General features: G+C 71.2%; 22 protein-coding genes and 1 riboswitch. Of the genes, 14 read left to right on the forward strand and 8 right to left on the reverse strand.

The annotated features are described in order from the left end of the window. The first annotated feature begins 7 nt into the window (after positions 1-7). From asnB to rpe, 3 genes are all read left to right on the forward strand, one after another. A complete protein-coding gene (gene asnB / locus ACFYWM_RS00500) occupies positions 8-1,870 on the forward strand; it encodes an asparagine synthase (glutamine-hydrolyzing) (protein ID WP_389906856.1) in 1,863 nt (620 codons plus the stop codon). 184 nt (positions 1,871-2,054) lie between these two features. Beyond that, positions 2,055-2,312 carry a twin-arginine translocase TatA/TatE family subunit gene (locus ACFYWM_RS00505; protein WP_389906858.1) on the forward strand — a complete coding sequence of 86 codons (258 nt, stop codon included), beginning with the start codon at positions 2,055-2,057 and terminating at the stop codon, positions 2,310-2,312. Between the two features lie 57 nt (positions 2,313-2,369). Continuing rightward, complete coding sequence (rpe, locus tag ACFYWM_RS00510; RefSeq protein ID WP_389906860.1) at positions 2,370-3,026, forward strand: ribulose-phosphate 3-epimerase; 657 nt, start codon at positions 2,370-2,372, stop codon at positions 3,024-3,026. Between the two features lie 301 nt (positions 3,027-3,327). On the opposite strand, the gene ACFYWM_RS00515 is transcribed toward rpe, so the two are convergent. From ACFYWM_RS00515 to ACFYWM_RS00535, 5 genes are all read right to left on the reverse strand, one after another. Continuing rightward, positions 3,328-4,311, reverse strand: coding sequence for an ABC transporter ATP-binding protein (locus tag ACFYWM_RS00515; RefSeq protein ID WP_389907505.1), 984 nt, complete (start codon positions 4,309-4,311; stop codon positions 3,328-3,330). 71 nt (positions 4,312-4,382) lie between these two features. Continuing rightward, positions 4,383-5,384 (reverse strand): ABC transporter ATP-binding protein, encoded by a 1,002-nt coding sequence (locus tag ACFYWM_RS00520; protein WP_389906862.1) that lies wholly within the window; start codon positions 5,382-5,384, stop codon positions 4,383-4,385. Positions 5,385-5,398: 14 nt separating this feature from the next. Further along, positions 5,399-6,379 (reverse strand): ABC transporter permease, encoded by a 981-nt coding sequence (locus tag ACFYWM_RS00525; protein ID WP_389906864.1) that lies wholly within the window; start codon positions 6,377-6,379, stop codon positions 5,399-5,401. 123 nt (positions 6,380-6,502) lie between these two features. Continuing rightward, on the reverse strand, positions 6,503-8,299 hold the full coding sequence (locus ACFYWM_RS00530) for an ABC transporter substrate-binding protein (RefSeq protein ID WP_389906866.1): 1,797 nt from the start codon (positions 8,297-8,299) through the stop codon (positions 6,503-6,505). Between the two features lie 18 nt (positions 8,300-8,317). Further along, positions 8,318-9,319 (reverse strand): ABC transporter permease, encoded by a 1,002-nt coding sequence (locus ACFYWM_RS00535; RefSeq protein WP_389906868.1) that lies wholly within the window; start codon positions 9,317-9,319, stop codon positions 8,318-8,320. 345 nt (positions 9,320-9,664) lie between these two features. On the opposite strand from ACFYWM_RS00535, the gene ACFYWM_RS00540 reads away from it, so the two are divergent. The 5 genes from ACFYWM_RS00540 (at position 9,665) to ACFYWM_RS00560 (ending at position 14,565) form a co-directional block, all read left to right on the forward strand. Continuing rightward, on the forward strand, positions 9,665-10,480 hold the full coding sequence (locus ACFYWM_RS00540) for an oxygenase MpaB family protein (RefSeq protein WP_389906870.1): 816 nt from the start codon (positions 9,665-9,667) through the stop codon (positions 10,478-10,480). Positions 10,481-10,802: 322 nt separating this feature from the next. Further along, a riboswitch (FMN riboswitch) is annotated at positions 10,803-10,933 on the forward strand. Between the two features lie 502 nt (positions 10,934-11,435). Then, a complete protein-coding gene (locus ACFYWM_RS00545; RefSeq protein ID WP_389906872.1) occupies positions 11,436-12,071 on the forward strand; it encodes a riboflavin synthase in 636 nt (211 codons plus the stop codon). A gap of 143 nt (positions 12,072-12,214) precedes the next feature. Next, positions 12,215-13,432: a bifunctional 3,4-dihydroxy-2-butanone-4-phosphate synthase/GTP cyclohydrolase II gene (locus ACFYWM_RS00550; protein WP_389906874.1), complete on the forward strand. Its 1,218-nt coding sequence runs from the start codon at positions 12,215-12,217 to the stop codon at positions 13,430-13,432. 46 nt (positions 13,433-13,478) lie between these two features. After that, positions 13,479-13,949, forward strand: a complete 471-nt coding sequence (gene ribH, locus ACFYWM_RS00555; RefSeq protein WP_389906876.1) for a 6,7-dimethyl-8-ribityllumazine synthase — start codon at positions 13,479-13,481, stop codon at positions 13,947-13,949. A gap of 157 nt (positions 13,950-14,106) precedes the next feature. Beyond that, the gene (locus tag ACFYWM_RS00560) at positions 14,107-14,565 is read left to right on the forward strand and encodes a PH domain-containing protein (RefSeq protein WP_389906878.1); all 459 of its coding nucleotides are present in this window, start codon (positions 14,107-14,109) and stop codon (positions 14,563-14,565) included. Between the two features lie 258 nt (positions 14,566-14,823). On the opposite strand, the gene ACFYWM_RS00565 is transcribed toward ACFYWM_RS00560, so the two are convergent. Together ACFYWM_RS00565 and ACFYWM_RS00570 are read right to left on the reverse strand one after the other, a co-directional pair. Further along, on the reverse strand, positions 14,824-15,492 hold the full coding sequence (locus ACFYWM_RS00565) for a potassium channel family protein (RefSeq protein WP_389906880.1): 669 nt from the start codon (positions 15,490-15,492) through the stop codon (positions 14,824-14,826). Further along, positions 15,485-16,825, reverse strand: coding sequence for a TrkH family potassium uptake protein (locus tag ACFYWM_RS00570; protein WP_389906882.1), 1,341 nt, complete (start codon positions 16,823-16,825; stop codon positions 15,485-15,487). Before ACFYWM_RS00570 ends, ACFYWM_RS00565 begins: the two co-directional genes overlap by 8 nt. Positions 16,826-16,961: 136 nt before the next feature. Between ACFYWM_RS00570 and ACFYWM_RS00575 the strand changes: the two genes are divergently transcribed. The 4 genes from ACFYWM_RS00575 (at position 16,962) to ACFYWM_RS00590 (ending at position 20,886) form a co-directional block, all read left to right on the forward strand. Continuing rightward, on the forward strand, positions 16,962-17,858 hold the full coding sequence (locus tag ACFYWM_RS00575) for an AAA family ATPase (protein ID WP_389906884.1): 897 nt from the start codon (positions 16,962-16,964) through the stop codon (positions 17,856-17,858). Then, positions 17,842-19,041: a VWA domain-containing protein gene (locus tag ACFYWM_RS00580; RefSeq protein WP_389906886.1), complete on the forward strand. Its 1,200-nt coding sequence runs from the start codon at positions 17,842-17,844 to the stop codon at positions 19,039-19,041. Before ACFYWM_RS00575 ends, ACFYWM_RS00580 begins: the two co-directional genes overlap by 17 nt. Beyond that, positions 19,034-20,140 (forward strand): XdhC family protein, encoded by a 1,107-nt coding sequence (locus ACFYWM_RS00585; RefSeq protein ID WP_389906888.1) that lies wholly within the window; start codon positions 19,034-19,036, stop codon positions 20,138-20,140. The genes ACFYWM_RS00580 and ACFYWM_RS00585 overlap by 8 nt, the downstream gene beginning before the upstream one ends. A gap of 149 nt (positions 20,141-20,289) precedes the next feature. Next, positions 20,290-20,886, forward strand: a complete 597-nt coding sequence (locus ACFYWM_RS00590) for an NTP transferase domain-containing protein (protein WP_389907507.1) — start codon at positions 20,290-20,292, stop codon at positions 20,884-20,886. Positions 20,887-20,950: 64 nt separating this feature from the next. Here the strand turns inward: ACFYWM_RS00590 and ACFYWM_RS00595 are convergent, their stop codons facing one another. After that, positions 20,951-21,853: an endonuclease/exonuclease/phosphatase family protein gene (locus ACFYWM_RS00595; RefSeq protein ID WP_389906890.1), complete on the reverse strand. Its 903-nt coding sequence runs from the start codon at positions 21,851-21,853 to the stop codon at positions 20,951-20,953. 203 nt (positions 21,854-22,056) lie between these two features. On the opposite strand from ACFYWM_RS00595, the gene ACFYWM_RS00600 reads away from it, so the two are divergent. Next, positions 22,057-23,097: an LLM class F420-dependent oxidoreductase gene (locus ACFYWM_RS00600; RefSeq protein WP_389906892.1), complete on the forward strand. Its 1,041-nt coding sequence runs from the start codon at positions 22,057-22,059 to the stop codon at positions 23,095-23,097. 133 nt (positions 23,098-23,230) lie between these two features. Next, positions 23,231-24,337 (forward strand): M24 family metallopeptidase, encoded by a 1,107-nt coding sequence (locus ACFYWM_RS00605; protein WP_389906894.1) that lies wholly within the window; start codon positions 23,231-23,233, stop codon positions 24,335-24,337. The last annotated feature ends 17 nt before the right edge of the window (positions 24,338-24,354 follow it).

The raw sequence follows: 24,354 nt of genomic DNA on the forward strand, positions 1-24,354 counted from the left end.
TGTCCAGATGTGCGGAATCTGTGGATGGGTGGACTTCGAGCGCGATCTCCGGCAGTCACGGGCCGAGGCGCAGGCCATGACCGACACCATGGCCTGCCGCGGACCCGACGACGAGGGGCTGTGGATCGCCCCGCACGCCGCGATGGGGCACCGGCGCCTGGCCGTCATCGACCTCCAGGGCGGGCGCCAGCCGATGATCGCCGACGAGGACGGGCAGCCGCTCGCCGTCCTCACCTACAGCGGCGAGATCTACAACTTCGTCGAGCTGCGCGCTGAGCTGACCGCCCACGGCCACCGCTTCCGGACCCAGAGCGACACCGAGGTCCTCCTGCGGGCCTACCTCGAATGGGGCGAGGACCTCGCCGAACGGCTGAACGGCATGTTCGCCTTCGCGATCTGGGACACCCGCCGCGAGGAGCTGCTGCTGGTCCGGGACCGGATGGGGATCAAGCCGCTCTACTACTACCCGCTCCCGGACGGCGTGCTGTTCGGCTCCGAGCCCAAGGCGATCCTCGCCAACCCGCTCATCAGGACGCCCACGGTCGACGCGGACGGCCTGCGCGAGCTGATCGCCTTCGTCAAGACCCCGGAACGCGCCGTCTACCAGGGCATGTACGAGGTCCGCCCCGGCCACACCGTCCGGGTGACCCGCGAGTTCCTGTGCCGCCGCCCCTACTGGCACCTGGAGTCCCACGACCACCCCGACGACCTCGCCACCACCGTCGGGACGGTACGCGAGCTGCTGGACGACATCGTCACCCGCCAGCTCATCTCCGACGTGCCGCTGTGCACCCTGCTCTCCGGCGGGCTCGACTCCAGCACCGTCACCGCGCTCGCCGCGCTCGGCCTGGAGGGGCAGGGGGCCGGGAGGATCCGGTCGTTCTCCGTCGACTTCACCGGGTACAGCGAGAACTTCAAGCCCGACGAGATGCGCGACACTCCCGACACGCCGTACGTGCACGACGTCGTGCGGCACATCGGCTCCGACCACACCGACATCGTGCTGGACTCCGCCGACCTCATGGATCCCGCGGTGCGCGCCGCGGTCCTGAGGGCGCGCGACCTGCCGATCGGCATCGGTGACATGGACACCTCCCTCTACCTGCTGTTCCGCGCCATCCGGGGCCACTCCACGGTGGCGCTGTCCGGCGAGTCCGCCGACGAGGTCTTCGGCGGCTACCGGTGGTTCTTCGACCCCGAGGCCGTCTCCGCCGACACCTTCCCGTGGCTGGTGTCCCCGGGGTTCGGGCGGTTCGCCGGGGTGGGGGCGCTCCTCGACGAGGACCTGACCCACAAGCTGGACATTCCCGGCTATCGCGCGGACAGCTACCGGCAGGCGCTCGACGAGGTGCCCCGGCTGCCGGGGGAGGAGGGGCTGGAACGGCGCATGCGGGAGATCTCCTACCTGCACCTCACCCGGTTCGTGCAGATCCTGCTGGACCGCAAGGACCGCATGAGCATGGCCGTCGGGCTGGAGGTCCGGGTGCCGTTCTGCGACCACCGGCTGGTGGAGTACGTCTTCAACGCCCCCTGGGCGATGAAGACCTTCGACGGGCAGGAGAAGAGCCTGCTGCGCGCCGCCGCCGCCGACGTCCTGCCGCCCTCGGTCGTCGGCCGCCGCAAGAGCCCCTACCCCTCGACGCAGGACCCCGCCTACGAGGAGGCCGTCCGCGCGGAGGCCTCCCGGCTGCTCGGCGACGGGAACGGCGGGGACATGGCCGCCGCGCCGCTGGTCGACCGGGACAAGGTGCGAGCCGTGATCGACCGCCCCGAGGCGGCCGGTGGCCCTCCGGGCAGCCGGGCGTCGCTGGAGGGACTTCTCCAGTTCAACGCCTGGCTGGAGAGGTACGGCGTCCGGGTCGACATCTGACCCGCCCCCACCGATCGGCGCGGCGCTCACCCGGGGCCCGCTCACCCGGGGCCCGCTTACCGGCGGCCCGCCGATCCGGGGTGCCGCGCCGATCCGGGGTGCCGCGCCGATCCGGGGTGCCGCGCCGAGCCCCCGCTCTCCGGTTTCCGGCGCGGGGAGGATCCCACTGGAAGGAGGTCGTCCCATGGCCGACCTGGGACTGCCCGAGCTGCTCATCATCGTGGTGGTGTTCGTCCTGCTGTTCGGTTCCGCGAAGCTGCCCGACGCGGCCAGGTCGGTGGGCCGCTCGCTGCGCGTCCTCAAGACCGAGGTGAACAGGCCGGACGACGTGCCGCCACCTTCCGGTGAGGGTGGGAGCGGAGAGCCCGGTGGCCCCCCGCCGCCTCCGGGGGAGAACGGCGGGCCGGGCGACGGGGGGCGGCCCCCGGCCGCGCGGTCCTGAGCGCCGGGGCCCCGAGCCGGACGGGCGGTGGGGTCCCGCCGCTAGAATCGGCCAATCATGGCCGTACAGATCTCGCCCAGCATCCTGTCCGCCGACTTCGCCCGCCTCGCGGAGGCGGCCGCGGCGGTGCCCAACGCCGACTGGCTGCACGTGGACGTCATGGACAACCACTTCGTGCCCAACCTGACCCTCGGGCTGCCGGTCGTCGAGTCCCTGCTCAAGGCGACCTCGACGCCACTCGACTGCCACCTCATGATCGAAGACCCGGATCGCTGGGCCCCCTCCTACGCCGAGGCCGGGGCCGGAAGCGTCACCGTCCACGTGGAGGCGGCCAAGGCCCCGGTCCGCACGCTGCGCCAGATCCGTCAGGCGGGCGCCCGCGCGGGCCTGGCCCTGAACCCCGCCACCCCCGTCGAGCCGTACGAGGACCTGCTCGGCGAGCTCGACATGCTGCTGCTGATGACCGTCGACCCAGGCTTCGGCGGGCAGAAGTTCCTCGACATGGTGCTGCCCAAGATCCGTAGGACCCGCGAGCTCGTCGACCGGCACGGCGGCCAGGTGTGGCTCCAGGTGGACGGAGGCGTCTCCGACACGACGATCGAGCGCTGCGCGGAGGCGGGCGCCGACGTCTTCGTGGCGGGCAACGCCGTCTACGGCGCCGAAGACCCGGCCCGCGCGGTCGACAGCCTGCGCGCCCTGGCCACCGGACGCTGACCGGAGGAACCGGCCGACCGGCCGACCGGAGGAACCGGCTGACCGGCCGACCGGGAGAACCCGCCGACCGGCCGACCGGGAGAACCCGCCGACCGGCCGACCGGGAGAACCCGCCGACCGGGAGAACCGGCTGGATGACGAAGGGCGGGCCCGTTCGGGCCCGCCCTTCGTCGTCCGGAACCTTCCGCGTCCGTCGCGATCATCTGCCGCTCGGCGGTCGCCCGGCGACGGCTCACCTGTCCGCCGCTCGCCACCCGGATCCCCGGGTACGCGGCGGTCATCCGGGCGGCAGGCGCGAGGCTCAGCCCTGCAGCGCCGGGTCCAGCACCACGTCCTTGCCGTGCACGGTCGGCTGCTCGGGGAAGTGGCAGGCGGTCAGGTGACCCTCCTTGTTGCCCTCCAGCCTGACCAGCGGGGGCTCCTCGGTCGCGCACTTGTCCTGGGCCTTCCAGCAGCGGGTGCGGAAGCGGCAGCCGGACGGCGGGTTGATCGGGGAGGGCACGTCACCGGCCAGGCGGATGCGCTCGCGCGGCTGCTCGTCCTCCAGCACCTCGGGCACCGCCGACAGCAGCGCGTGGGTGTAGGGGTGGCGGGGGCGCTCGTACAGGGAGGCGCGGTCGGCGATCTCGACGATCTTGCCGAGATACATGACCGCGACCCGCTGGGAGAAGTGCCGCACGATCGCCAGGTCGTGCGCGATGAACAGGAACGCGATGCCCATGTCCCGCTGGAGCTGCTGGAGCAGGTTGACGACCTGCGCCTGGATGGAGACGTCCAGGGCGGAGACCGGCTCGTCCGCGATGATCAGCTTGGGGTTCAGGGAGAGCGCGCGGGCCACCCCGATGCGCTGCCGCTGGCCGCCGGAGAACTCGTGCGGGAAGCGGTTGAAGTGCTCGGGGTTGAGCCCGACGATCTCCAGGAGCTCCCGGACCCGGTTGTCCCTGCCGCCCGGCGGGTTGATGCCGTTGATCTCCATCGGGCCGCCGACGATGGTGCCCACCGTGTGCCGGGGGTTCAGCGACGAGTACGGGTCCTGGAAGATCATCTGGATCTCGGCCCGGATCGGCTTCAGCTCCCTGCGGTTGGCGTGGCCGATCTCCCGTCCGGCGTACCTGATGCTGCCCGCGGTGGGCTCCAGCAGCCGGGAGGCGAGCCGCCCGGCGGTGGACTTGCCGCAGCCGGACTCGCCGACCAGGCCGAGCGTCTCGCCCGCGTGCACCGTCAGGTCGATGCCGTCCACCGCGTGGACCTTGCCGACCTGGTGTTTGAAGATGACACCGCCCATCACCGGGAAGTGCTTCTTCAGGCCGGACAGCTCCAGCAGCGCCTCGCCGCGGGGTTCACCGGTTGTCTCGCTCACTTTTGGATCTCCCTCTTCTGGGCGAGGGTCAGGTAGCACGCGTCGCCGTGGCCGCGGTGCGGGGACAGTTCGGGCCGCTCGGAGCGGCACAGCCCGGGACCGGCCAGCTCCATGTAGTCGCACCGGGGGTGGAAGGGGCAGCCGGGCGGGACGTTGATCAGGCTGGGCGGGGTGCCGCGGACCGGCCGGAGGGGGATGTCCACCGAGGCGTTCAGGCGGGGCATGGAGGCCAGCAGGCCCCAGGTGTAGGGGTGGCGCGGCTCGTGGAGGACCTCCCTGACGGTGCCGCGCTCCACCGCGCGCCCCGCGTACATCACCAGCACGTCGTGCGCGGTGTTGGCGACCACGCCGAGGTCGTGGGTGATGAGGATGATCGAGGCCCCCGTCTGGTCCTGGAGCTCCTTGAGCAGGTCCAGGATCTGGGCCTGGACGGTCACGTCCAGGGCGGTGGTGGGCTCGTCGGCGATCAGCAGGTCCGGGTCGCACACCAGTGCCATCGCGATCATCGCGCGCTGCCGCATGCCGCCGGAGAACTGGTGGGGGTAGTCGTCCACCCTGGTCTTCGGCTGGGGGATGCCGACCCGCGTCAGCATCTCGATCGCGCGGTCCCTGGACTCGGCGCGGCTCGCGCCGGTGTGCTTGCGGTAGACCTCGGAGATCTGCTTGCCGATGGTGTGGTACGGGGAGAGCGAGGTCAGCGGGTCCTGGAAGATCATCGCGACCTTGTTGCCGCGCAGCTTCTCCATGGTGGACCGGGAGGCGCCGATCAGCTCCTCGCCGTCCAGCCGGATCTCCCCGCCGATCTTGGTGGTCTCCGGGTTGTGCAGGCCGAGCACGGTCAGGTTGGTCACCGACTTGCCCGAGCCCGACTCGCCGACGATGCCCAGCGTGGTGCCCTTCTCCACGTCGAAGGAGAGCCCGTCCACCGCGTGGACGACGCCGTCCTCGGTGTGGAAGTCGACGGTCAGGTCACGGACCGAGAGGAACGGAGTTGACACTTTCTTCAAGGCTCCTAGCTCAGCCGCACGCGGGGGTCGATGAAGGCGTACAGGATGTCGACGATGATGTTGAAGAAGACGATCGCGGCCGCCGCGACGAGCACCGTCGCCATCAGCATGGGCAGGTCGGAGTTGGTGACCGCCTTGACCGACAGCTGGCCGAGCCCCTGGAGGCCGAAGGTCTGCTCGGTGATGATCGCGCCGCCGATCAGCGCGCCGAGGTCGACACCGAAGATCGTGATGATGGGGGTGAGCGTGCCGCGCATCGCGAAGCGCATCACCACGCTGCGGCCGGACATGCCCTTGGCCCGCGCGGTGCGGACGTAGTCCTCGCTGAGCTGCTCCACCATCGTCGAGCGGGTCATGCGGGTGTAGTTGGCGGTGAAGATGATCGCCAGCACCAGCCAGGGCAGCAGCAGGCCGGTGGCCCAGCCGACGGGGTCCTGGGTGAACTCCACGTACTTGGGACGCCAGAAGATCTGGTTCTGGTAGACGAGGAAGTACAGGGCGAGCGTGCCGATGAAGTAGATCTGCACGGAGGCGCCGATGAGGGACGACACGCTGGCGATCTTGTCCAGCGGCTTGCCCTGCCGGAGCGCCGCGATGATGCCGGTGGCCACGCCGAAGGTGAGGAAGACGGCCGCCGCCCCGATGGTGAGCGAGATGGTCAGCGGGAGCCGGTCCAGGATCGTCTCGAACACCGGCGCGCGGTTGACGAAGGAGAAGCCGAGGCAGGGGGCGGGGCAGTTGCCCAGGCCCCCGTAGTCGCGGCCGACGAAGATCCCGGCCAGCCAGGCCACGAACTGGGCGAACAGGGGCTGATCCAGTCCCAGGTTGTGCCGCGCCTGCTCCAGCAGCTCCGGCGGGCAGACCTTGCCGCAGGCGAGTCTCGCCGGGTCGGCGGGCACGGCGAAGAAGAGGAAGAACGTGACCGCGGAGATGATCACAAGTGTGACCGCGGCGCCGAGCATGCGGCGAGTGATGAATGGAAGCATTGCCTGTTTTCCCGAGGTGGCTGGGACCGCTGGGGCCGGTGCGGCCCCTGGCCGCGGCCTCGCGGGGATGTCGTCATCCCCGCGAGACCACGGCCGCCGGTTCTCCTACGGTTTCGTGAGCCGCTACGGCTTCACGAAGATGCTGTTGGGCGAGACGACCCACGACTGCGGGTCGATCTCGGCGCCACCGACCTTGGAACCGTGGAGGGTGTTGGCGATCCGGTTCTCGGCGACGACCAGCGGGGTGATCGTCTCCTGGATCTTCTTGTCGAGCGCCATCCACGCCTTGTTCTGGGCGTCGATGTCGGTCATCGCGGTGATCTCGTCCATCTCCTTGGTGATGGCCTCGTCCTTCAGGTGCGAGTAGTTCGGCGCACCGTCGGCGACCGGGCCGAAGATGACGGGCAGGACCGTCGTGCCGGACGGCCAGTCGGCGCCCCAGCCACCCCAGTAGAGGTCGAACTCGTTCTTCACCTTGCCGATGGAGTCGTAGTAGGTCTTACGGTCCAGGGGCTTGACGACGACCTTGATGCCGGCCTTCTCCAGGGCGTTCTTGATCACGACGGTGACCTGCTCCTGGACGGGCGTCTGGTTGTAGGCGTAGACGATGGTCGGCGTCGGGTTGGTCGACTCGGCGAGCAGCTGCTTGGCCTTCTCGACGTCGCCCTCGGGCTTGGTCTCCTTGCCGAACAGGTCGTAGGACTCGTAGCCGACCGTGGTGTTCTCGTTCAGGATCGTGGTGGGCAGCGCCGCCGCGGCCGGGCCGCCCATGACCTGCTGGATCTGCTTGGACGGCCACACGTGGTTGATCGCCTGGCGGATCTTGATGTCCTTCACCCGGTCAAGGTTGAAGTAGTAGTAGTTGCCGTACGGCGAGGGGCTCTTCATCAGGCGGGGAGCCAGGCTGGCGTCGTTGAGGACCTGCTGCAGACGCTCCGGCGGGACGGTCGCGTAGAAGGTGAACGCGGTCTGGTCCGGGCCGGTGTCGGCGATCAGACGGTCGGTGATCTGCAGGTTCTCCTGGCCGAACTCCAGGCGCCACTTGTCGGGGTAGGCGCCGCGGATCGGGTCGGTGGCCGGGTCCCAGTTCGGGTTGCGCTCCAGGTCCATCGACTTGTCGACGGTGTGGCTCTTGATGATGTACGGGCCGCTGGAGACGGGCTTCTTGTCGTACGCCTCCTTGGTGTCCTTCTCCTTGGGCACGATGCCGTAGCCGCCCATGGCGAAGGCGTAGTTGGCGTCGGCGTGCGGGGTCTTGAACTTGTAGACGATCGTCTTGTCGTCCGGCGTCTCGATGCTGTCAAGACGCTTGCCGTCGTACGGGCCCTGGTAGGCCTTCTTGTAGTCGGTCTCGGTCAGCCACTGCTGGATGTAGGTCGGGCCCTGGGTGACGAACGGGGCGAACGTCCGCTCCATGCTCCACTTCACGTCCTCGGACGTGATCGCGGTGCCGTCCTCCCACTTCACGCCGTCCTTGAGGGTGAAGGTCCAGGTCTTGCCGCCCTCGGAGGAGGTGCCGGAGTCGGTGGCCAGGTCGCCGACCAGCTTGTAGTCGCCGGGGCCGACGCGCTTGTAGCCGGTCAGGGTACGGCCGATGAGCAGGCCGAAGTTCGACATCGTGTTGACGTAGACCTGGGCCGGGTCGAGGTGGCCGATGTCGTCACGGTCGATCATCGTGACGGTGCCGCCCTTGACGACGCCCTCGGGCTCGATGGCCGGGCCCTTGGAGTCGTCGGCCGTGCCGACGGTGATCGTCGGCGGCTTGTAGGACGGCGCGGCGGCCGGGGCCCCGTCGCTCGGCGCGCCGGACGCGCCGCTGGGGGCCGCGGGCGCGCCCTGGTTGCCCTGGGCGCAGGCACCGGTGAGTGCGAGCGCGCCTATGGCGAGTACGGCCATCGCTGACCGCGTACGGACTTTCATCTTTCTCCTATTTCCGATCTAGCGCTTGAGCTTGGGGTCGAAGGCATCGCGGACCGAGTCACCCAGGAGGTTGAACGCGATCACGAAGATCAGGAGGGCGACACCGGGGAATATCAGATAGGTGATGTCGTTCTGATAGATCTCGGTGCCGCGACGGAACATGCGGCCCCAGTCGGGGATGGGCTCGATCATGCCGACGCCCAGGAAGGACAGCGCCGCCTCGGCCGTCACCAGCGCGGGCAGCAGCAGCGTCGACTGGATCAGGATCGGGGTCCACAGGTTCGGCAGCAGTTCCTTGAAGACGATCCTGGCGGGGGAGGCCCCGGTGACCTTCGCGGCCTCGACGAACTCTCGTTCGCGCATGGAGAGCACCTGGCCGCGCAGCAGCCGCGCGAGGCCGGCCCACTGGAACACCGTCAGCGCGATGATGAGGGTGACCGCCCGCAGCCAGATCGGCGTCTCCTCGTCCGGCTTGACGAACAGGTTCTCCACGACCGGCATGAAGGCGATGATGAAGAGCACCGAGGGGAACGACAGGACGATGTCGATCAGGCGGCCGATGAAGTAGTCGGTCTTGCCTCCGGCGTAGCCGGCGACGATGCCCATCACGATGCCGATCGCCGTCGCGATGATCGTCGCGGTCACCGCGATCGACAGGGAGGTCCTGATCCCGTAGACGAGCTGGGTGAACACGTCGCGGCCCAGGCCGGGCTCGATGCCGAACCAGAACTCCGAGCTGATGCCGCCGTTGGGCAGGATCGGGTAGCCGTAGTCGTTCAGCAGGCCCGGCATGTCCTGGCCGTACAGGGCGTAGGGGTCCTTGCCGTACAGCCAGGAGATCACCGGCGCGAGGAGCGCGACCAGGAAGAAGAAAATCACCACCACGGCCGAGACGATGCCGGTCCGGTCGCGTCGGAAGCGCAGCCACATCAGCTGCCCGGGGGAGCGGCCCACCGTCTCCGGTGTCTTCGCCGCCAATACCTCCCCGGTCGTGGTTGTGGCTGGTGCAGGGATGGTCATCGTGCGGAGGCTCCCAACGAGCATGACTGAGCGGGATCCCTGGAACCATTGCAAAACAGTCCAGGACAATCAATGGGCTGGTCATTACTCATTTTTTTGTTGCATAACGTCCACCTGTTTGTGGCTGCAATTCCGTTGACGTGGACAGGGGGTGACGTGGGATGATAGGGCTCCCGAAGGCCGGTATTCACGGATTTGTGACACATTCATGACGTGCCCGTGACGGCTTTGTCCGGGTCTGACCCTGCTTGTGTTACAAGTCCCGTACAGTGTTACAGACTCAATACAACAGGGTGTGTCTGACCGTTTTGCGGGGTAACCCTCCTCCAGCCGGGAGGTGAAGGCATGGATAACGGCCTGTTCGGACCGGAGTCGGTGACCTGGAAGGTGATGGGGGAGCCGATCCTGCTCGTCGGGGGCTTCCGCGCGCTGCTCATGCAGGGCCTGCACCCCAGGGCGATGCGGGGGGTCGCGCAGAACTCCGCGCTGATGGACCCGGCGGAGGCGTGGTCCCGCTTCGTGCGCACCACGGAGTTCGTCCGGGTGCGCACCTACGGCACGACCGAGGAGGTCGCCCGTGCCGGGGCCAGGGTGAGGAAGATCCACGCGAGCCTCACCGCCCTCGACCTCGACACCGGCGAGCGGTTCCGTCTCGACGACCCCGACGCGCTGGCCTGGGTCCACGTCGGCGAGGTCGACTCCTACCTGTCGGTCGCCCGCCGCGCGGGGGTGCGCCTGACCGACGAGGAGGCCGACAGGTTCGTCGCCGAGTGGCGCCGCGCGGCCGAGGTGGTCGGCCTGCGCCCGGAGGACGTTCCCGGCTCGGTCGGCGAGATGGACGACTACATCCGGGCCTGCCGCCCCCGCCTCTACTTCGCCCCCGAGGTGCCCCACCCGCTCAGGCAGTCGCTCAACGCGCCGCTGCCGGTCCGGCTGACCCCGCTCAAGCCGATGTTCCCCATGCTCACCGTGCTCGCCTTCGCGACCCTGCCGCGCTGGGCCCGCCGGCTGTACGGCCTGCCCGCGACCCCGCTTGGCGACCTGTGCGCGACGGCCTCCCTGCGGGCCCTGCACACCGGGATCGGCCTGGTGCCCGCGCCGATGCGCTACTCACCGGACGCGCGCAGGGCACGGAAGGCGGTCGCCGAGCGCGCGGCGTGACCACCGCGCGACCGCGGCGACGTGACCGGCGCGTGACCGCGGCGACGTGATCATGGCGACGTGACCGGTGCGTGCGCGGCGACATGACCGGCGCGTAACCGCGGCGGCGAACCATGACGGCGTGACCACGGCCGCGAACCGTGGCGGCGTGACCGCGGCGATGTGACCACGGCGGTGAACCATGGCGACGGGGCTGCACCAACCGCTCGCTTGGTCCACATCATGGAAGGCGTACCGTCCGGTTTTCCGGACATGGCACACTGGTACTGGTAGAGGAGGGTGAGCCGTCCGTGGCGCGCCCTCCGTGGAACGAGAAGCGAAGCAGCGTGCTCCGGGGTCGGTGAAATTCCGAGCCGGCGGTTACAGTCCGCGACCCGGTCGAAGCCATCGACCGGTTGACCTGGTGAAACTCCAGGACCGACGGTTAGAGTCCGGATGGGAGGAAGCGCGCGAGCGGAGAGTGTCTTCGGGCACCCTCCGCTTACCGGGTGTACGCACCCGTTGATCCCCCGGGGCCCGCCGTGGCAAAAAGCTACTGGCGAGTAGGAGACCTCGGGTGACTGATCCGGCGCGGACGCGCCAAGCGGTCGGGCGCGCCCCTCACGGGCACGGCGCCGTCGGCCCCCACCTTTTCCCGTGTTGCCCGCGTTCCCCGTCCGGCCGTGTCCGGTCCGGGTGCGCCGGCCCATCCCTCTTCCCGGGCGCGCCCCCCTTCCCCGGCGCCCGCCCCTCCGGACCCCGGACGGCCTCGCCGTGTCGTGCCGCCCGGGTGGCCCCCACTCCCGGACCCCGGACGGCCTCGCCTTGCCCGGCGGTTCGAGCGGTCCGGGCGGTGCCCGCCTCCGGAGCCCGGACGACTTCCCCGTGCCCGGCCGCCCGAGTGGTCCCCACTCCCGGGCGCCGGGCGACTTCCCCATGCCCGGCGGTCCGGGCGGTCCCCCAGAAGGAGCTGTGAATGTTCACCGGAATCGTCGAAGAACTGGGAGAGATCGCCGGGATCGAGCCGCTGAGCGACGCGGCCCGGCTGTCGATCCGCGGCAAGACGGTCACCTCTGACGCCGGGCACGGCGACTCGATCGCCGTCAACGGCGTCTGCCTGACCGTGGTGGACGTCGAGGGTGAGGTGTTCACCGCCGACGTGATGAAGGAGACCCTCGACCGCAGCTCCCTGGGCGCGCTGAGCCCCGGCTCCCCGGTCAACCTGGAGCGCGCGGTCCGCGCCGACCAGCGGCTGGGCGGCCACATCGTGCAGGGCCACGTGGACGGGACGGGCGTCCTGCTGTCGCGGGAGCCCGCCGAGCACTGGGAGGTCGTCCGGATCTCCCTCCCGCCGGAGCTCGACCGCTACGTGGTCGAGAAGGGCTCGATCGCGGTCGACGGCATCAGCCTGACCGTGATGAGTGTGGGCTCCGGGGGCTTCGCGGTCAGCCTGATCCCCACCACCCTGAGCCTGACCACCCTCGGCGCGAAGCGGCCCGGCGACCCGGTGAACCTCGAGGTCGACGTGATCGCCAAGCACGTGGAGAAGCTCGTCGGCGCGTACGTCCCGTCCGGCGGGCCCGCCCGGGACACCGCGACGGGTCAGGTGTGAAGGCCGTGAACCATCTCGAAACGGAACCCGAGGCCGCCGAGAGCGGGAGCCTCGGGAAAGACCCGGCCGAAGGCGCCGGCCGGATCCGTCAACTGGCCCAGGGAGTACCGGTCGAGGACCGTGCTCGTGACCGAGGAGACCTTGTGATCAAGCTGGACCCGATCGAGCGGGCGATCGCCGACATCCGCGAGGGCAGGGCCATCGTGGTCGTCGACGACGAGAACCGGGAGAACGAGGGCGACATCATCTTCGCCGCGTCCAAGGCCACCCCCGAACTCCTGGCCTTCACCATCAGGCACAGCAGCGGCGTGGTCTGCGTGCCGATGCGCGGCGAGCACCTCGACCGGCTCGGCCTGCCGCTGATGGTGTACGACAACAAGGAGCGCCTGCGCACCGCGTACACGATCAGCGTGGACGCCAGGGACGGCGTGAGCACCGGCATCTCCGCCGCCGACCGGGCCCGCACGATCCGCACCCTGGCCGACTCGGCGACCGAGCCGGCCGAGCTGGTACGGCCGGGGCACGTCTTCCCGCTCCGCTACCGCGAGGGCGGCGTCCTGGCCCGGCGCGGCCACACCGAGGCCTCCGTGGACCTGGCCAGGCTCGCCGGGCTGAGCGAGGCGGGCGTGCTCGCCGAGGTCGTCAACGACGACGGCACCATGATGCGGCTGCCGGAGCTGCGCGACTTCTGCGACGAGCACGACCTGGCGCTCGTCTCGATCGAGCAGCTGGTGGAGTTCAGGCGCCGGACCGAGCGGATGGTGACCAGGGTCGCCGAGACGCGCCTGCCGAACAGGTACGGCGAGTGGCGGGCCTACGGCTTCGCGAGCTCGCTGGACGGTGGCGAGCACCTGGCCCTGGTCCTCGGCGACATCGAGGACGGCGAGAACATCATGGTCCGGGCGCACTCCGAGTGCCTGACCGGCGACGTGCTCGGGTCGCTGCGGTGCGACTGCGGGGTGCAGCTCGACCACGCCATGTCGCGGATCGCCGCCGAGGGCCGGGGCGTGGTCGTCTACCTGCGCGGTCACGAGGGACGCGGGATCGGGCTGCTGGCCAAGCTCAGGGCGTACAGCCTCCAGGACAACGGCAGCGACACCGTCGACGCCAACCTGGAGCTCGGGCTGCCGGTGGACGCCCGGGAGTTCTCCAACGCCGGGCAGATCCTCGCCGACCTGGGCGTGAAGTCGGTCCGGCTGCTGACCAACAACCCGGCCAAGCTGCGCGGCATGGACGGCTACGGCATCAAGGTGCTCGGCCGCGAGCCCATGCCGGTGTCGATGAACCCGTACAACGAGAAATACCTGTCGGCCAAGCGCGACCGCCTCGGCCACGAGATTCCCATGGAAGAGGAAGCATGAGCGAACGATCGGGCCAGGCGGAGCGGAGCGGGTACGGGGTGATCGCGTGAGCGGGGACGGGCGGCCGGTGGCCAAGGCCGTCGAGGCGAAGGGGCTGAGCGTCGGCGTCGTCGCCGCGCGCTGGCACGAGAAGATCACCGATCAGCTCGTGGCACGGGCCGAGCAGGCGGGCCGTGACAGCGGCGCGGAGGTGACCGTGGTGCGGGTGGCCGGATCGCTGGAGATCCCGGTCGTGGCGCAGGCCCTGGCCAGGAAGTACGACGCGGTCGTCGCCCTCGGGGTCGTGATCCGCGGTGAGACCCCGCACTTCGACTACGTGTGCGACTCCGTCACCTCGGGCCTGACCCGGATCTCCCTCGACGAGGAGGTCCCGATCGGCAACGGCGTGCTGACCTGCGAGTCCCTCGACCAGGCCCTCGACAGGGCGGGGCTGCCCGGTAGCCACGAGGACAAGGGCTACGAGGCCACCGTCGCCGCCCTGGGGACGGCGTTGCTGCTGGGGGAACTCCGCTCCTAGCCGTAGCCGTAGCCCCGGCCCCGCCCCGCCTGTGATCGGCCCGGCGGGGCCGTGCGGTAGGTTTCCCTCGGCGCCGTGAATCGGCACCGTGGCCGGCCGTGACCAGCCGTCACAGCCGTTCCGACCGGTGGTTTTCCCGAAGGATCGTGATCTGAGAGTGAGCCCGGAGAGCGTCTCCCCGCCCCAGCTGCCCGTCGTGTGGCGGCCCAGGAAGGGAAGGATCGCGGCCTACGGCTTCGCGGGCCTGATCATGCTCGGCGCGGTGCTGATGGCGATCTTCCTGGCCGAGCCGTTCACCCTGGCCGACAGGATCGCGATGGTCGGGCTGGGCGGGCTGGTCGCCGGGGTCCTGCACCTGCTGGGACGGGTCCGGGTGGAGGCCGACGAGGAGGGGATCACCGTCGTCAACCCGGTGCGGGTGTTCCGCTACGAGTGGCCGGAGGTGCTCGGGGTCACCCTGGTCGACCACGAGCCCTGGGCGAAGATCGACTTCACCGACGGGGCCACGATCGGGGCGATGGGCCTGCAGGGGTCGGAGAAGGACCGTACCGTCCGCCAGGTCCGCGAGCTCGCCGCCCTCATCAAGGAGCGCGGCGAGGCACCGGAGACCGGCTGAGCCGCCGTAAAGGGCCGGGCCCGGTCGCCCGCCCCGCGGAGAACCGCACGGGACTTTCGCCGGACGGCGCCTTCGCCCCACCCGCCGGGAGCCGCGCCGCCTTCGCCTGAGTCGGCGTCTTCACCTGAGTCGGCGTCTTCACCTAACCCTGACAGGGCCCCGATCACCTGATAAGGCCCTCGCCTACCACGCCGGGAGCCGCGCCGCCTCCGAGAGGCCGGGCCCGGATCCCGAGCTCGGGTCCTGGTCAGGTCTCGCTCAGGTCTCCTCGGCGAAGCGCTCGACCTTGTCGGTCTCGCCCGCCACGAGCAGGGTGTCACCGCTGTGGATCACCGTGCCGGAGGTGGCGTACGTGAACCTGCCGCCGGGGTTCTTGATCCCCACCACGGTGACCCCGTACTTGCTGCGGACGCCCAGGCTGGCCAGGCTCTTGCCGTCGGCCCACCTGGGCGCCATGGTCTTGATCATGGCGTAGTCCTCGTCGACCTCCACGTAGTCGAGCATCCGCCCGGTGACCAGGTGCGCGACCCGCTCGCCCATGTCGTGCTCGGGCTGCACCACGTGGTGCGCGCCGACCCGCTGCAGGATCCGGCTGTGCTGCAGGCTGATCGACTTGGCCCAGATGTCGGCCACCCCCAGGTCGGCCAGGATCGAGGTGGTCAGGATGCTCGCCTCGATGTCGGTGCCGATGCCGACCACGGCCCGGCCGAACTCCCCGATGCCCAGCTGGTCGAGCGCGTCGGGATCGGTGGAGTCGGCGCACACCACGTGGGTGAGCCGTCCGGAGAACTGCTGCACGTTCTTGGGGTCGCTGTCGACGCCGAGCACCTCGACGTCGCGGCCCGCCAGCTCCACCGCGAGCGCGCCGCCGAACCGGCCGAGGCCGATCACCACGACCGCGTCGCCGCGGTTTCTCTTGTCAACCAACGAGGGGACGCTCCTCCGGGTATCGGAACCGACGGGTCTGGACGTGCAGCGCCAGCGCGGCGCCCAGGGTCACCGGGCCGAGCCGCCCGACGAACATCAGGAGGGTCAGGATCAGGTGTCCCGCGGTGCCGACGTCGGCGGTGATCCCGGTCGACAGCCCCACCGTGCCGAAGGCCGAGATCACCTCGAAGAGTACGCGGTCCAGTTTGAACGGGGTCACCGTCATCAACGCGAACGTGCCCACGGCGACCGACGCCACACTCAGCAGGGCGATCGTCAGCGCCTGCCGCTGCAGATGCTCGGGAACGCGGCGGCGGCCCGCCGAGACGTCGGGCTCGCCGCGCAGCTCGGCCAGGATCACGAACCCGAGGAGCGCGAACGTCGTCACCTTGATGCCGCCCCCGGTGCTCGCGCTGCCCGCCCCGATGAACATCAGCACGTCGCTGATCAGCCAGGAGCTCTCGCTCATCTGGGAGGTGTCCACGGAGTTCAGGCCGCCGCTGCGGGTCATCGCGCTGTGGAAGAACCCGGCCATGACCCGCAGCCCGGGGGAGAGCCCGCCCATCGTGCCGGGGTTGTTCCACTCGGTGACGGTGATGGCCACCGCCCCGCCGAACAGCAGGGCGGCGGTCATGCCCAGCGTGATCTTGGCGTGCAGCGTCCAGCGCGACGGGCGGCGCCAGTTCTGCCGCAGCACGGCGTAGACGGGGAAGCCGAGACCTCCGGCGACCACCGCCATGATGAGCGGGAGGCAGATCCACGGGTCGGTGACGAACCTCGTCATGCTGTCCGGCCAGAGCGCGAACCCGGCATTGGTGAATGCCGAGATCGCATGAAAAATCCCGTAATAGGCGGCGCGGCCGACCGGTTCCCCGTACCCGATCACGAAGCGGGCGGCGAGCACCGTGGCGGTCAGCGCCTCGGCGATCAGCGTGACCTTGGCGACCCCCACGATCACCTGTCGTACGTCGCCGGGACCGAGGGTCTTGGTCTCGGCCTGGGTGTTGAGGCGGGCGCGCAGGCCGAGCTTGCCGGAGACGACTATCGCGAGGATCGAGGAGAGCGTCATGATCCCGAAGCCGCCGATCTGCATCAGCACCAGGAGCACCACCTCGCCGAAGAACGACCAGTGCGCCGCGGTGTCGTGCACGGCGAGCCCGGTCACGCACACCGCGGAGGTGGCGGTGAACAGGGCCGACGTCCACGAGGCGCTCTGGCCCCCCTCGACCGCGACCGGCAGCGAGAGCAGCCCCGTACCGGTGACGACCACCGCGAGGAACGCCATCACGACGACCCTGGACGGGGTGTTGATCTGGTCGAGCAGGTTCTTCACAGGGGGTGACAATACTTCTTCGCGGGGATCGGCAGCAGCCCGCCGGTGGGAGGCCGTCGCCCGGTTCCCGGGATACGCCGGATCCGGGGGTGGTGTGATCATGCGGGAACCCGGTCGCCGGGCGTAGCCTGAGGTGGTGGTGAGGCGGACAATCGAGACATCTGACGTGGAGTCGCCCGCGCGGCTGGCGGAGCTGCTCGACGAGCGGTCGTACCTGGCCGGCACGGGGCTCGCCACGGCGGCCTTCCTCGCGCTGCGGATGGGCCGCCCGCTGCTGCTCGAGGGCGAGGCGGGGGTCGGCAAGACGGAGCTGGCCAGGACCCTGGCGGAGGTGCTCGGGGCGCCGCTGATCCGCCTGCAGTGCTACGAGGGCCTCGACGCCTCCCAGGCGCTCTACGACTGGGACTTCGCCCGCCAGCTCCTGCACCTGAAGGCCGCGGAGGCGGGCGGTGTCACCGACGCCGCCCGGCTGGAGGGCGAGGTCTACGACCGGAGGTTCCTGATCGCCAGGCCGCTGCTGAAGGCGATCGAGACCCAGCCCGCGGTGCTGCTCATCGACGAGGTCGACCGGGCCGACGTGGAGTTCGAGGCGATCCTGCTGGAGGTGCTGTCGGACTTCGCGATCTCCGTCCCCGAGCTCGGCACGATCCGCGCCGCGCGGCCGCCGGTGGTCGTGCTCACCTCCAACCGCACCCGCGAGGTGCACGACGCGCTGAAGCGGCGCTGCCTCTACCACTGGCTGGAGCACCCCTCCTTCGAGCGGGAGGTGGCGATCCTGCGCAGGCGGCTCCCGGAGTGCTCGGGAAGCCTGGCCGAGCAGGTGGCCACGGCGACGGGACGGCTGCGCGAGGCCGATCTGATCAAACCGCCGGGGATCGCCGAGACCCTCGACTGGACCGAGGCGCTCCTCGCCCTCGGCGCCCGCGAGCTCGACCCCGACCTGGCGGCCGCCTCGCTGGGCGCCCTGCTCAAGCACAGGGAGGACCACGAGACGGTGCTCGGGAACGGATTCTTCGGTGCGTCCCGGCGCTGACGGCCCTCCCTTCGCCGCAGGGCCCCCCGCCGCCGCAGGGCCTCCCGTCGCCGAGGCGGGAGGTTCCCCCGCGACCTCCCCGGCAGAGGCCGGGGAGGACCTGGTGGCGGTGCTGACCGGCTTCGCCAGGACCCTGCGCGCCGCCGGGGTGCCCGCCGACCACGAGCGGACCCAGAACCTGCTGCGCGCGCTGTCCCACCTGGACGCCTCCAGGCCCGACGACGTCTACTGGGCGGGCCGGGTCACGCTGTGCGCCTCGGCCGACGACCTGCCCCGCTACGACCGGGTCTTCCGCGCCTACTTCGGGGGGCTGCGCGCGGGCCGCGCGCGGGCGTCCGCGACCACCGTCACCCGGTACGCGCCGGCGCGGCCGGGGGCACGCGCCGGCCGGGGCGAGAGCGGCGAGCCCCCGGCCCTCGCGGCGACCGCGAGCGCGACGGAGGTGCTGCGCACCCGGGACGTGGCCGCGATGACGGCGGCGGAGCTCGCCGAGGCGCACCGGCTGCTCGCCCTGCTGCGGGCGGGCCGGGAGCGGCGCGCGTCGCGGCGGTTCCGGCCCGCCCGCCGAGGGCGGCTGGACGGCAGGGCGACCATCCGCGAGACCCTGCGCAGGGGCGGGGAGACCGCCGGGCTCCGCTACCGCACGCACCGGACCAGGCCGCGCAGGGTCGTGCTGCTGATCGACGTCAGCGGTTCCATGACCCCGTACGCGGACACGCTGCTCCGCCTCGCCCACGCGCTGGTCAGGTCGGAGCCGGGGGCCACCGAGGTGTTCAGCGCGGGCACCCGGCTCACCCGGCTCACCGCCGAGCTGCGCCGGCGCGACCCGGCGGCCGCGATGGACGCCGTCTCCCGGGCCATCCCCGACTGGAGCGGCGGCACCCGCCTGGGGGAGGAGCTGCGGCGGTTCCTGGCGCTGAACGACGCGGCGGGAGCGGTGGTGGTGATCGCCTCCGACGGGTGGGAGCGCGGCGACGTCTCGCTGCTGGGAGCGGAGATGGCCCGGCTGTCCCGGACGGCCCACCGGGTGATCTGGGTGAACCCGCACAAGGGCAGGGAGGGCTACGAGCCGCTCACCGCCGGGATGCGGGCCGCGCTTCCCCACATCGACGACTTCGTGGCCGGGCACAGCCTGGCCGCGTACGAGGAACTGGCGACGTTGCTGGGAGGCGCGCATGCGTGACGTGTTGTCACAGATCCTGAGGTGGTGGGAGGCCGGGGAGACGTTCGGCCTGGCCACCGTGGTCGACACCTTCCGCAGCGCGCCCCGCCCGCCGGGGGCGTCCATGGCGGTGCTCGGCGAGGAGGCCGAGGGCAGCGTCTCCGGCGGCTGCGTCGAGGGCGCCGTCTACGAGCTGGCCAGGGAGGTGGTCTCCTCGGGCGCGCCCGTCCTGCAGCGGTACGGCGTGAGCGACGACGAGGCCTTCTCCGTCGGCCTGACCTGCGGCGGCATCCTGGACATCCTCGTCGAGCCCGTCTCGAAGGAGACCTTCCCCGAGCTGGGGGAGGTCGCCGCCTCGGTGCGGCGGCGCGAGCCGGTGGCGGTGGCGACCGTCCTGTCGGGGCCGGGGGTGATCGGCACCCGCCGGGTCATCTGGCCGGACCGCTCCTCGGGCTCCCTGGGCGTGACCCGGCTGGACGACGCGGTGGACGACGACGTCCGGGGCATGCTGGCACAGGGCCTGACGGGCGTGCGCAGGTACGGGGCGCGGGGGCAGCGGCGGCTCGACGAGCTGTCGGTCTTCGTGCAGTCCTTCGCGCCGCCGCCCCGGATGCTGGTCTTCGGCGCGATCGACTTCGCCGCCGCGGTCGCCAGGGTCGGCAAGTTCCTCGGCTACCACGTGGTCGTGTGCGACGCCCGGCCGGTCTTCGCCACGGCCAAGCGCTTCCCCGAGGCCGACGAGGTGATCGTCAAGTGGCCGCACGACTATCTCACCTCGACCGTCGTGGACGAGCGGACCGCGATCTGCGTGCTCACCCACGACCCCAAGTTCGACGTCCCCCTCCTTGAGGTCGCCCTGCGCACCCCGGCGGGCTACGTCGGCGCGATGGGCTCGCGCCGCACGCACGAGGATCGGCTGGCCCGCCTCGCCCAGGCGGGGCTGGGGGAGGCCGAGCTGAAGAGGCTCCGCTCGCCGATCGGGCTGGACCTGGGCGCCCGTACGCCGGAGGAGACGGCGATCTCCATCGCCGCCGAGCTGATCCAGCTGCGCTGGGGCGGCTCCGGCCGCCCGCTGACCGACGGTTCCGGCAGGATCCACGGCGAGGGGCCCGGCGCGTGAACGCGGAGTCCGGGCCACCGGCGAGGGACAGCTCGGGGGAGAGGACGGCAGAGCGGGCAGGGGACAGGCCGGGAGAGCGGGCGGACGGCAGTTCAGGGACGTCGGCGGGAGACACCGAGGGGGGCGCGGCGGAGGTCCTCGCGGCCCCGGTGGCCGGTGGCGGCCGGGCGAGCGCCGGGCTGCTGCTGGCCGCCGGGTCCGGCTCGCGGCTCGGCACTCCCAAGGCGCTGGTGGAGTTCCACGGGGAGCGGCTGGTGGACCGGGGGGTCAGGGCGCTGCGCGAGGGCGGCTGCCGTCCCGTGGTCGTGGTGCTCGGCGCGGCCGCCGTGGGCGTGCGGGGAGCGGTGACCGTCCACAACCCGGAGTGGGACTCGGGGATGGCCTCCTCGCTCAGGGCCGGCCTTGACGCGCTTCCCGCGACCGCCGAGCACGTGGTGATCGCCCTGGTGGACCAGCCGTTCGTCGGCCCGCGGGCGGTGCGGCGGCTCATCGGCGCGGCGGCGAAAGGTGCCTCGGTCGCCGTCGCCACCTACGGCGGCGCGCGGCGGAACCCGGTGCTGATCGCCAGGGAGCACTTCGAGGAGGTCGCCCGGCTCGCGACCGGCGACGCCGGTGCCCGCCCGTTCCTGAGGGCCCACCCCGAGCTGGTGGTCGCGGTGCCCTGCGACGACGTCGCCGACCCCGCCGACATCGACACCCCGGCCGACCTGTCGGCACTAAGGGCCCGCTCGGACCTGGCCACCTGAGCGGGTCCGGCTCCCGAGCCGCCCTCAAGAGCGAGCCCTCCGGGCTTTCGGACCGGCCGGGCGCTCAGGGGGCCTGGGAGGCCAGGCGCAGTGAGGCGACGGCGGCGCGGTGGTCGCTGCCCGCGGCCCGTTCGACGCCCGCCCGGGTGGCGACCATGCCGCGGTAGAGGATGTGGTCGGGCCGGGTGACGGGGAAGGACGCGGGCCAGGTGAAGCCGAAGCCCGTACCGGCCTCCTGCTGGGCGTCCGACAGCGGCGGCACCAGGCCGGAGCGCTTGCGGTCGGTGGTGGCGGTGTTGAGGTCGCCGAGCAGCAGCAGGTGCTCGCTGTCGTCCCTGTCGATCATCTTGCGGGCGTGGGCGAGGGTCTCGTCGCGCTGGGCGGTCTGGCCGGGGCGCGCGGAGGCGAGGTGCATGACGTACACGGTCACCCTGCCCTTGGGGGTCACGACCACCGCGCGCAGCGCCCGTGCCCAGTCGAGGCCGATGTCGGCCTTGCGCGCCTCGGCGATCGGGAAGCGGCTCCACAGGCCGACCGTGGCGATCCGGTAGCGGTGGGGGAAGCGGTCGTCGAGGACCTTCGCCGCCGGGCCGCCGGCGGTCAGCTCCTGCACCGCGACCAGGTCGCGGCCCCTGGAGACGGACCGGATGGCGTCGGCCGAGTCGGCGTTGGTCGCGCCGACGTTGAGCGTGGCGACCGACAGGTCGCTGGGCCCGCCCGGCGGGCTGCGCAGCAGCGTCGGGCCGAACATGAGGCCCCACACGGTCGCCGGGACCAGCGCCGCGACGATCACCTGCCACGAGCGGGTGGCCAGCGCGCAGACCAGCAGGATGGGTACGGCGACCCCGAGCCAGGGGAGCAGGCTCTCCAGCACGGGAGTGAAGCCGCCCAGCTCGGGAAGGAGCCGATGCCCCCCGAGCGTGAGGGCCAGCGCTCCCGCCGTCACGACGATCGACTGCCTCAGCACACCGCTCCTCGCCCATCGTCCGGCGGTCACCCGCCCCTGGAACGCCCGCCCCGCCGGGGATCCCCTACCCCGGAATGCGTAGGCTACCGGCCCGGCGGCGGCGGCGCGGGGCTTGGTGCTTCGGCGGTGAGTCGATAACCTTTGTTGCCGAGACAACGGAACAACATTCGGTTTAGTTGGCACCGCGGAAGGACGATCTCACGATGCGCATCGGTATGGCCCTGAACTACTCGGGGGGCTTCAAGGAGACGGTGGCCGAGCTGGCCGACTACGAGAAGGCCGGTCTCGACATCGTCTTCGTCGCCGAGGCCTACAGCTTCGACGCGGTCAGCCAGCTGGGCTACATCGCCGCCAGGACCGAGAGGCTGCAGATCGCCTCCGGCATCCTGCCCATCTACTCCCGCACCCCCGCCCTGCTGGCCATGACCGCCGCGGGCCTGGACTACGTCTCCGACGGCCGTTTCACCCTCGGCCTGGGCGCCTCGGGCCCGCAGGTCATCGAGGGCTTCCACGGCGTCCCGTACACCGCGCCGCTCGGCCGCACCCGCGAGGTCATCGAGATCTGCCGTCAGGTCTGGCGGCGCGAGCGCCTGACCTACGAGGGCAGCCACTACACCGTCCCGCTCGCCGCCGGCCAGGGGACCGGCCTGGGCAAGCCGCTGAAGCTCATCAACCACCCGGTCCGCGACCGCATCCCCGTCGTGATCGCCGCCATCGGGCCCAAGAACGTCGAGCTCTCCGCCGAGCTGGCCGAGGGCTGGGAGCCGATCTTCTACGTGCCGGAGAAGGCCGCCGACGTCTGGGGCGCCTCCCTGGCGGCGGGCAAGGCCAGGCGGGACCCGGCGCTGGGCGAGCTGGACGTGATCGCCCAGGCCACGCTGGCCATCGGCGACGACGTCTCGGGCTGGCTGGAGCTCGGCCGCCCGATGGCCGCCCTCTACATCGGCGGCATGGGCGCCAAGGGCAAGAACTTCTACAACGACCTCGCCCGCAGGTACGGCTACGAGAAGGAGGCCGAGCAGATCCAGAACCTCTACCTGGAGGGCAAGAAGGACGAGGCCGCCGCGCTCGTGCCGCACGAGCTGCTGGAGAAGATGTCCCTGATCGGCCCCGAGGGGCACGTCCGCGAGCGCCTGCAGGCCATGCGCGAGTCGGGCGTCACGACCGTCAACGTCGCCCCGCTGGCCGCCACGCACGAGGAGCGCGTCCGGCTCATCGAGAAGGTCAGGGAACTCGCCTCCTGACCCGCCCTCCCCGCCTCGCCGGATGCCGGGCACCCGGCGAGGACGAGCACGTACACGACCACGCGGGAGGGCGGCGGGACCGGCGCGGCCGGTGTGGAGACATCCGGTCAAAACGGTTAATAGCATGCGTGCCATGACCGCCACCCACACCCGCCGCCGCGCGACCCTCGCGGCCCTGCTGCCCGCTCACGAGGCGGACGCGATCCTGGTCACCGGCGGCGTGAACGTGCGCTACCTGACCGGCCTGGCCAGCTCCAACGCGGCCGTCCTGGTCAGGGCCGACGCCACCGCCACGCTGGCCACCGACTCCCGCTACATCGGCGCCGCCCGGCGCGTCTGCGCCGGCATCGAGGTGATCGAGGAGAGCGACGTCGCCGGGGCCCTGCTGCCGCGGAGCGGCCGGACGGGTGTCGAGGCCGACCACATGTCCGTCGCCGGCTACTTCCGGCTGGGCGGGGACCTCCCGCGCCTGTCCAAGGTGGTGGAGTCGGTGCGCATGGTCAAGGACGACGACGAGCTCGACCTCATCCGTACCGCGTGCGAGCTCACCGACCGCGCCTTCGCCGAGGTCCTGCCCGAGCTGCGTCCCGGGCTGACCGAGAAGGAGGTCGCCAGGGCGCTGGAGCGCCGCATGGTCGACCTGGGCGCGGACGGCCTCGCCTTCGACTCGATCGTCGCGAGCGGGCCCAACGGCGCGATCCCGCACCACTCGCCCTCGGACCGGCCGCTGGAGCGCGGGGACCTGGTCACCATGGACTTCGGGGCGCTGTACCGGGGCTACCACGCCGACATGACCAGGACCGTGGCGATCGGCGAGCCCGCCGGGTGGCAGCGCGAGCTGTACGACCTGGTCCGGGCGGCCCAGCGCGCGGGCACCCTGGCCGCGCTGCCCGGCGCGGCGCTGCACGAGGTGGACGCCGCCGCCCGGGGCCTGATCGGGCAGGCGGGCTACGGGGAGTTCTTCAAGCACGGCCTCGGCCACGGCGTCGGGCTGCAGATCCACGAGGAGCCGTTCCTGTCCGCGAGGAGGCCGGAGAACCCCCCGGAGCCGGAACGATCTTCACGAAAGCCGGAGCGCGACCATGGGCACGCTAGACTTGAGGATCGAGTTCCGGTAACCGTCGAACCTGGGGTTTACCTTCCCGGCAGGGGCGGCGTCCGCATCGAGGACACGCTCGTGGTGCGCGATGGCGGGCCGGAACTTCTCACACGGACGACCAAAGAGCTGCTCGTCCTTTAAGAGCGGCCGTACGCAGG

The organism is Streptosporangium sp. NPDC002721 (assembly GCF_042888905.1).
In the GTDB taxonomy this organism is placed as follows: domain Bacteria; phylum Actinomycetota; class Actinomycetes; order Streptosporangiales; family Streptosporangiaceae; genus Streptosporangium.

Excerpts from the sequence above, each read along its gene's own strand:
- ACFYWM_RS00535 (WP_389906868.1), bottom strand. The coding sequence starts at position 9,319 with ATGACCATCCCTGCACCAGCCACAACCACGACCGGGGAGGTATTGGCG.
- ACFYWM_RS00585 (WP_389906888.1), top strand. The coding sequence starts at position 19,034 with ATGCGTGACGTGTTGTCACAGATCCTGAGGTGGTGGGAGGCCGGGGAG.
- ACFYWM_RS00525 (WP_389906864.1), bottom strand. The coding sequence starts at position 6,379 with ATGCTTCCATTCATCACTCGCCGCATGCTCGGCGCCGCGGTCACACTT.
- asnB (WP_389906856.1), top strand. The coding sequence starts at position 8 with ATGTGCGGAATCTGTGGATGGGTGGACTTCGAGCGCGATCTCCGGCAG.
- ACFYWM_RS00515 (WP_389907505.1), bottom strand. The coding sequence starts at position 4,311 with ATGGGCGGTGTCATCTTCAAACACCAGGTCGGCAAGGTCCACGCGGTG.
- ACFYWM_RS00540 (WP_389906870.1), top strand. The coding sequence starts at position 9,665 with ATGGATAACGGCCTGTTCGGACCGGAGTCGGTGACCTGGAAGGTGATG.
- ACFYWM_RS00530 (WP_389906866.1), bottom strand. The coding sequence starts at position 8,299 with ATGAAAGTCCGTACGCGGTCAGCGATGGCCGTACTCGCCATAGGCGCG.
- rpe (WP_389906860.1), top strand. The coding sequence starts at position 2,370 with ATGGCCGTACAGATCTCGCCCAGCATCCTGTCCGCCGACTTCGCCCGC.
- ACFYWM_RS00605 (WP_389906894.1), top strand. The coding sequence starts at position 23,231 with ATGACCGCCACCCACACCCGCCGCCGCGCGACCCTCGCGGCCCTGCTG.
- ACFYWM_RS00545 (WP_389906872.1), top strand. The coding sequence starts at position 11,436 with ATGTTCACCGGAATCGTCGAAGAACTGGGAGAGATCGCCGGGATCGAG.
- ACFYWM_RS00505 (WP_389906858.1), top strand. The coding sequence starts at position 2,055 with ATGGCCGACCTGGGACTGCCCGAGCTGCTCATCATCGTGGTGGTGTTC.
- ACFYWM_RS00600 (WP_389906892.1), top strand. The coding sequence starts at position 22,057 with ATGCGCATCGGTATGGCCCTGAACTACTCGGGGGGCTTCAAGGAGACG.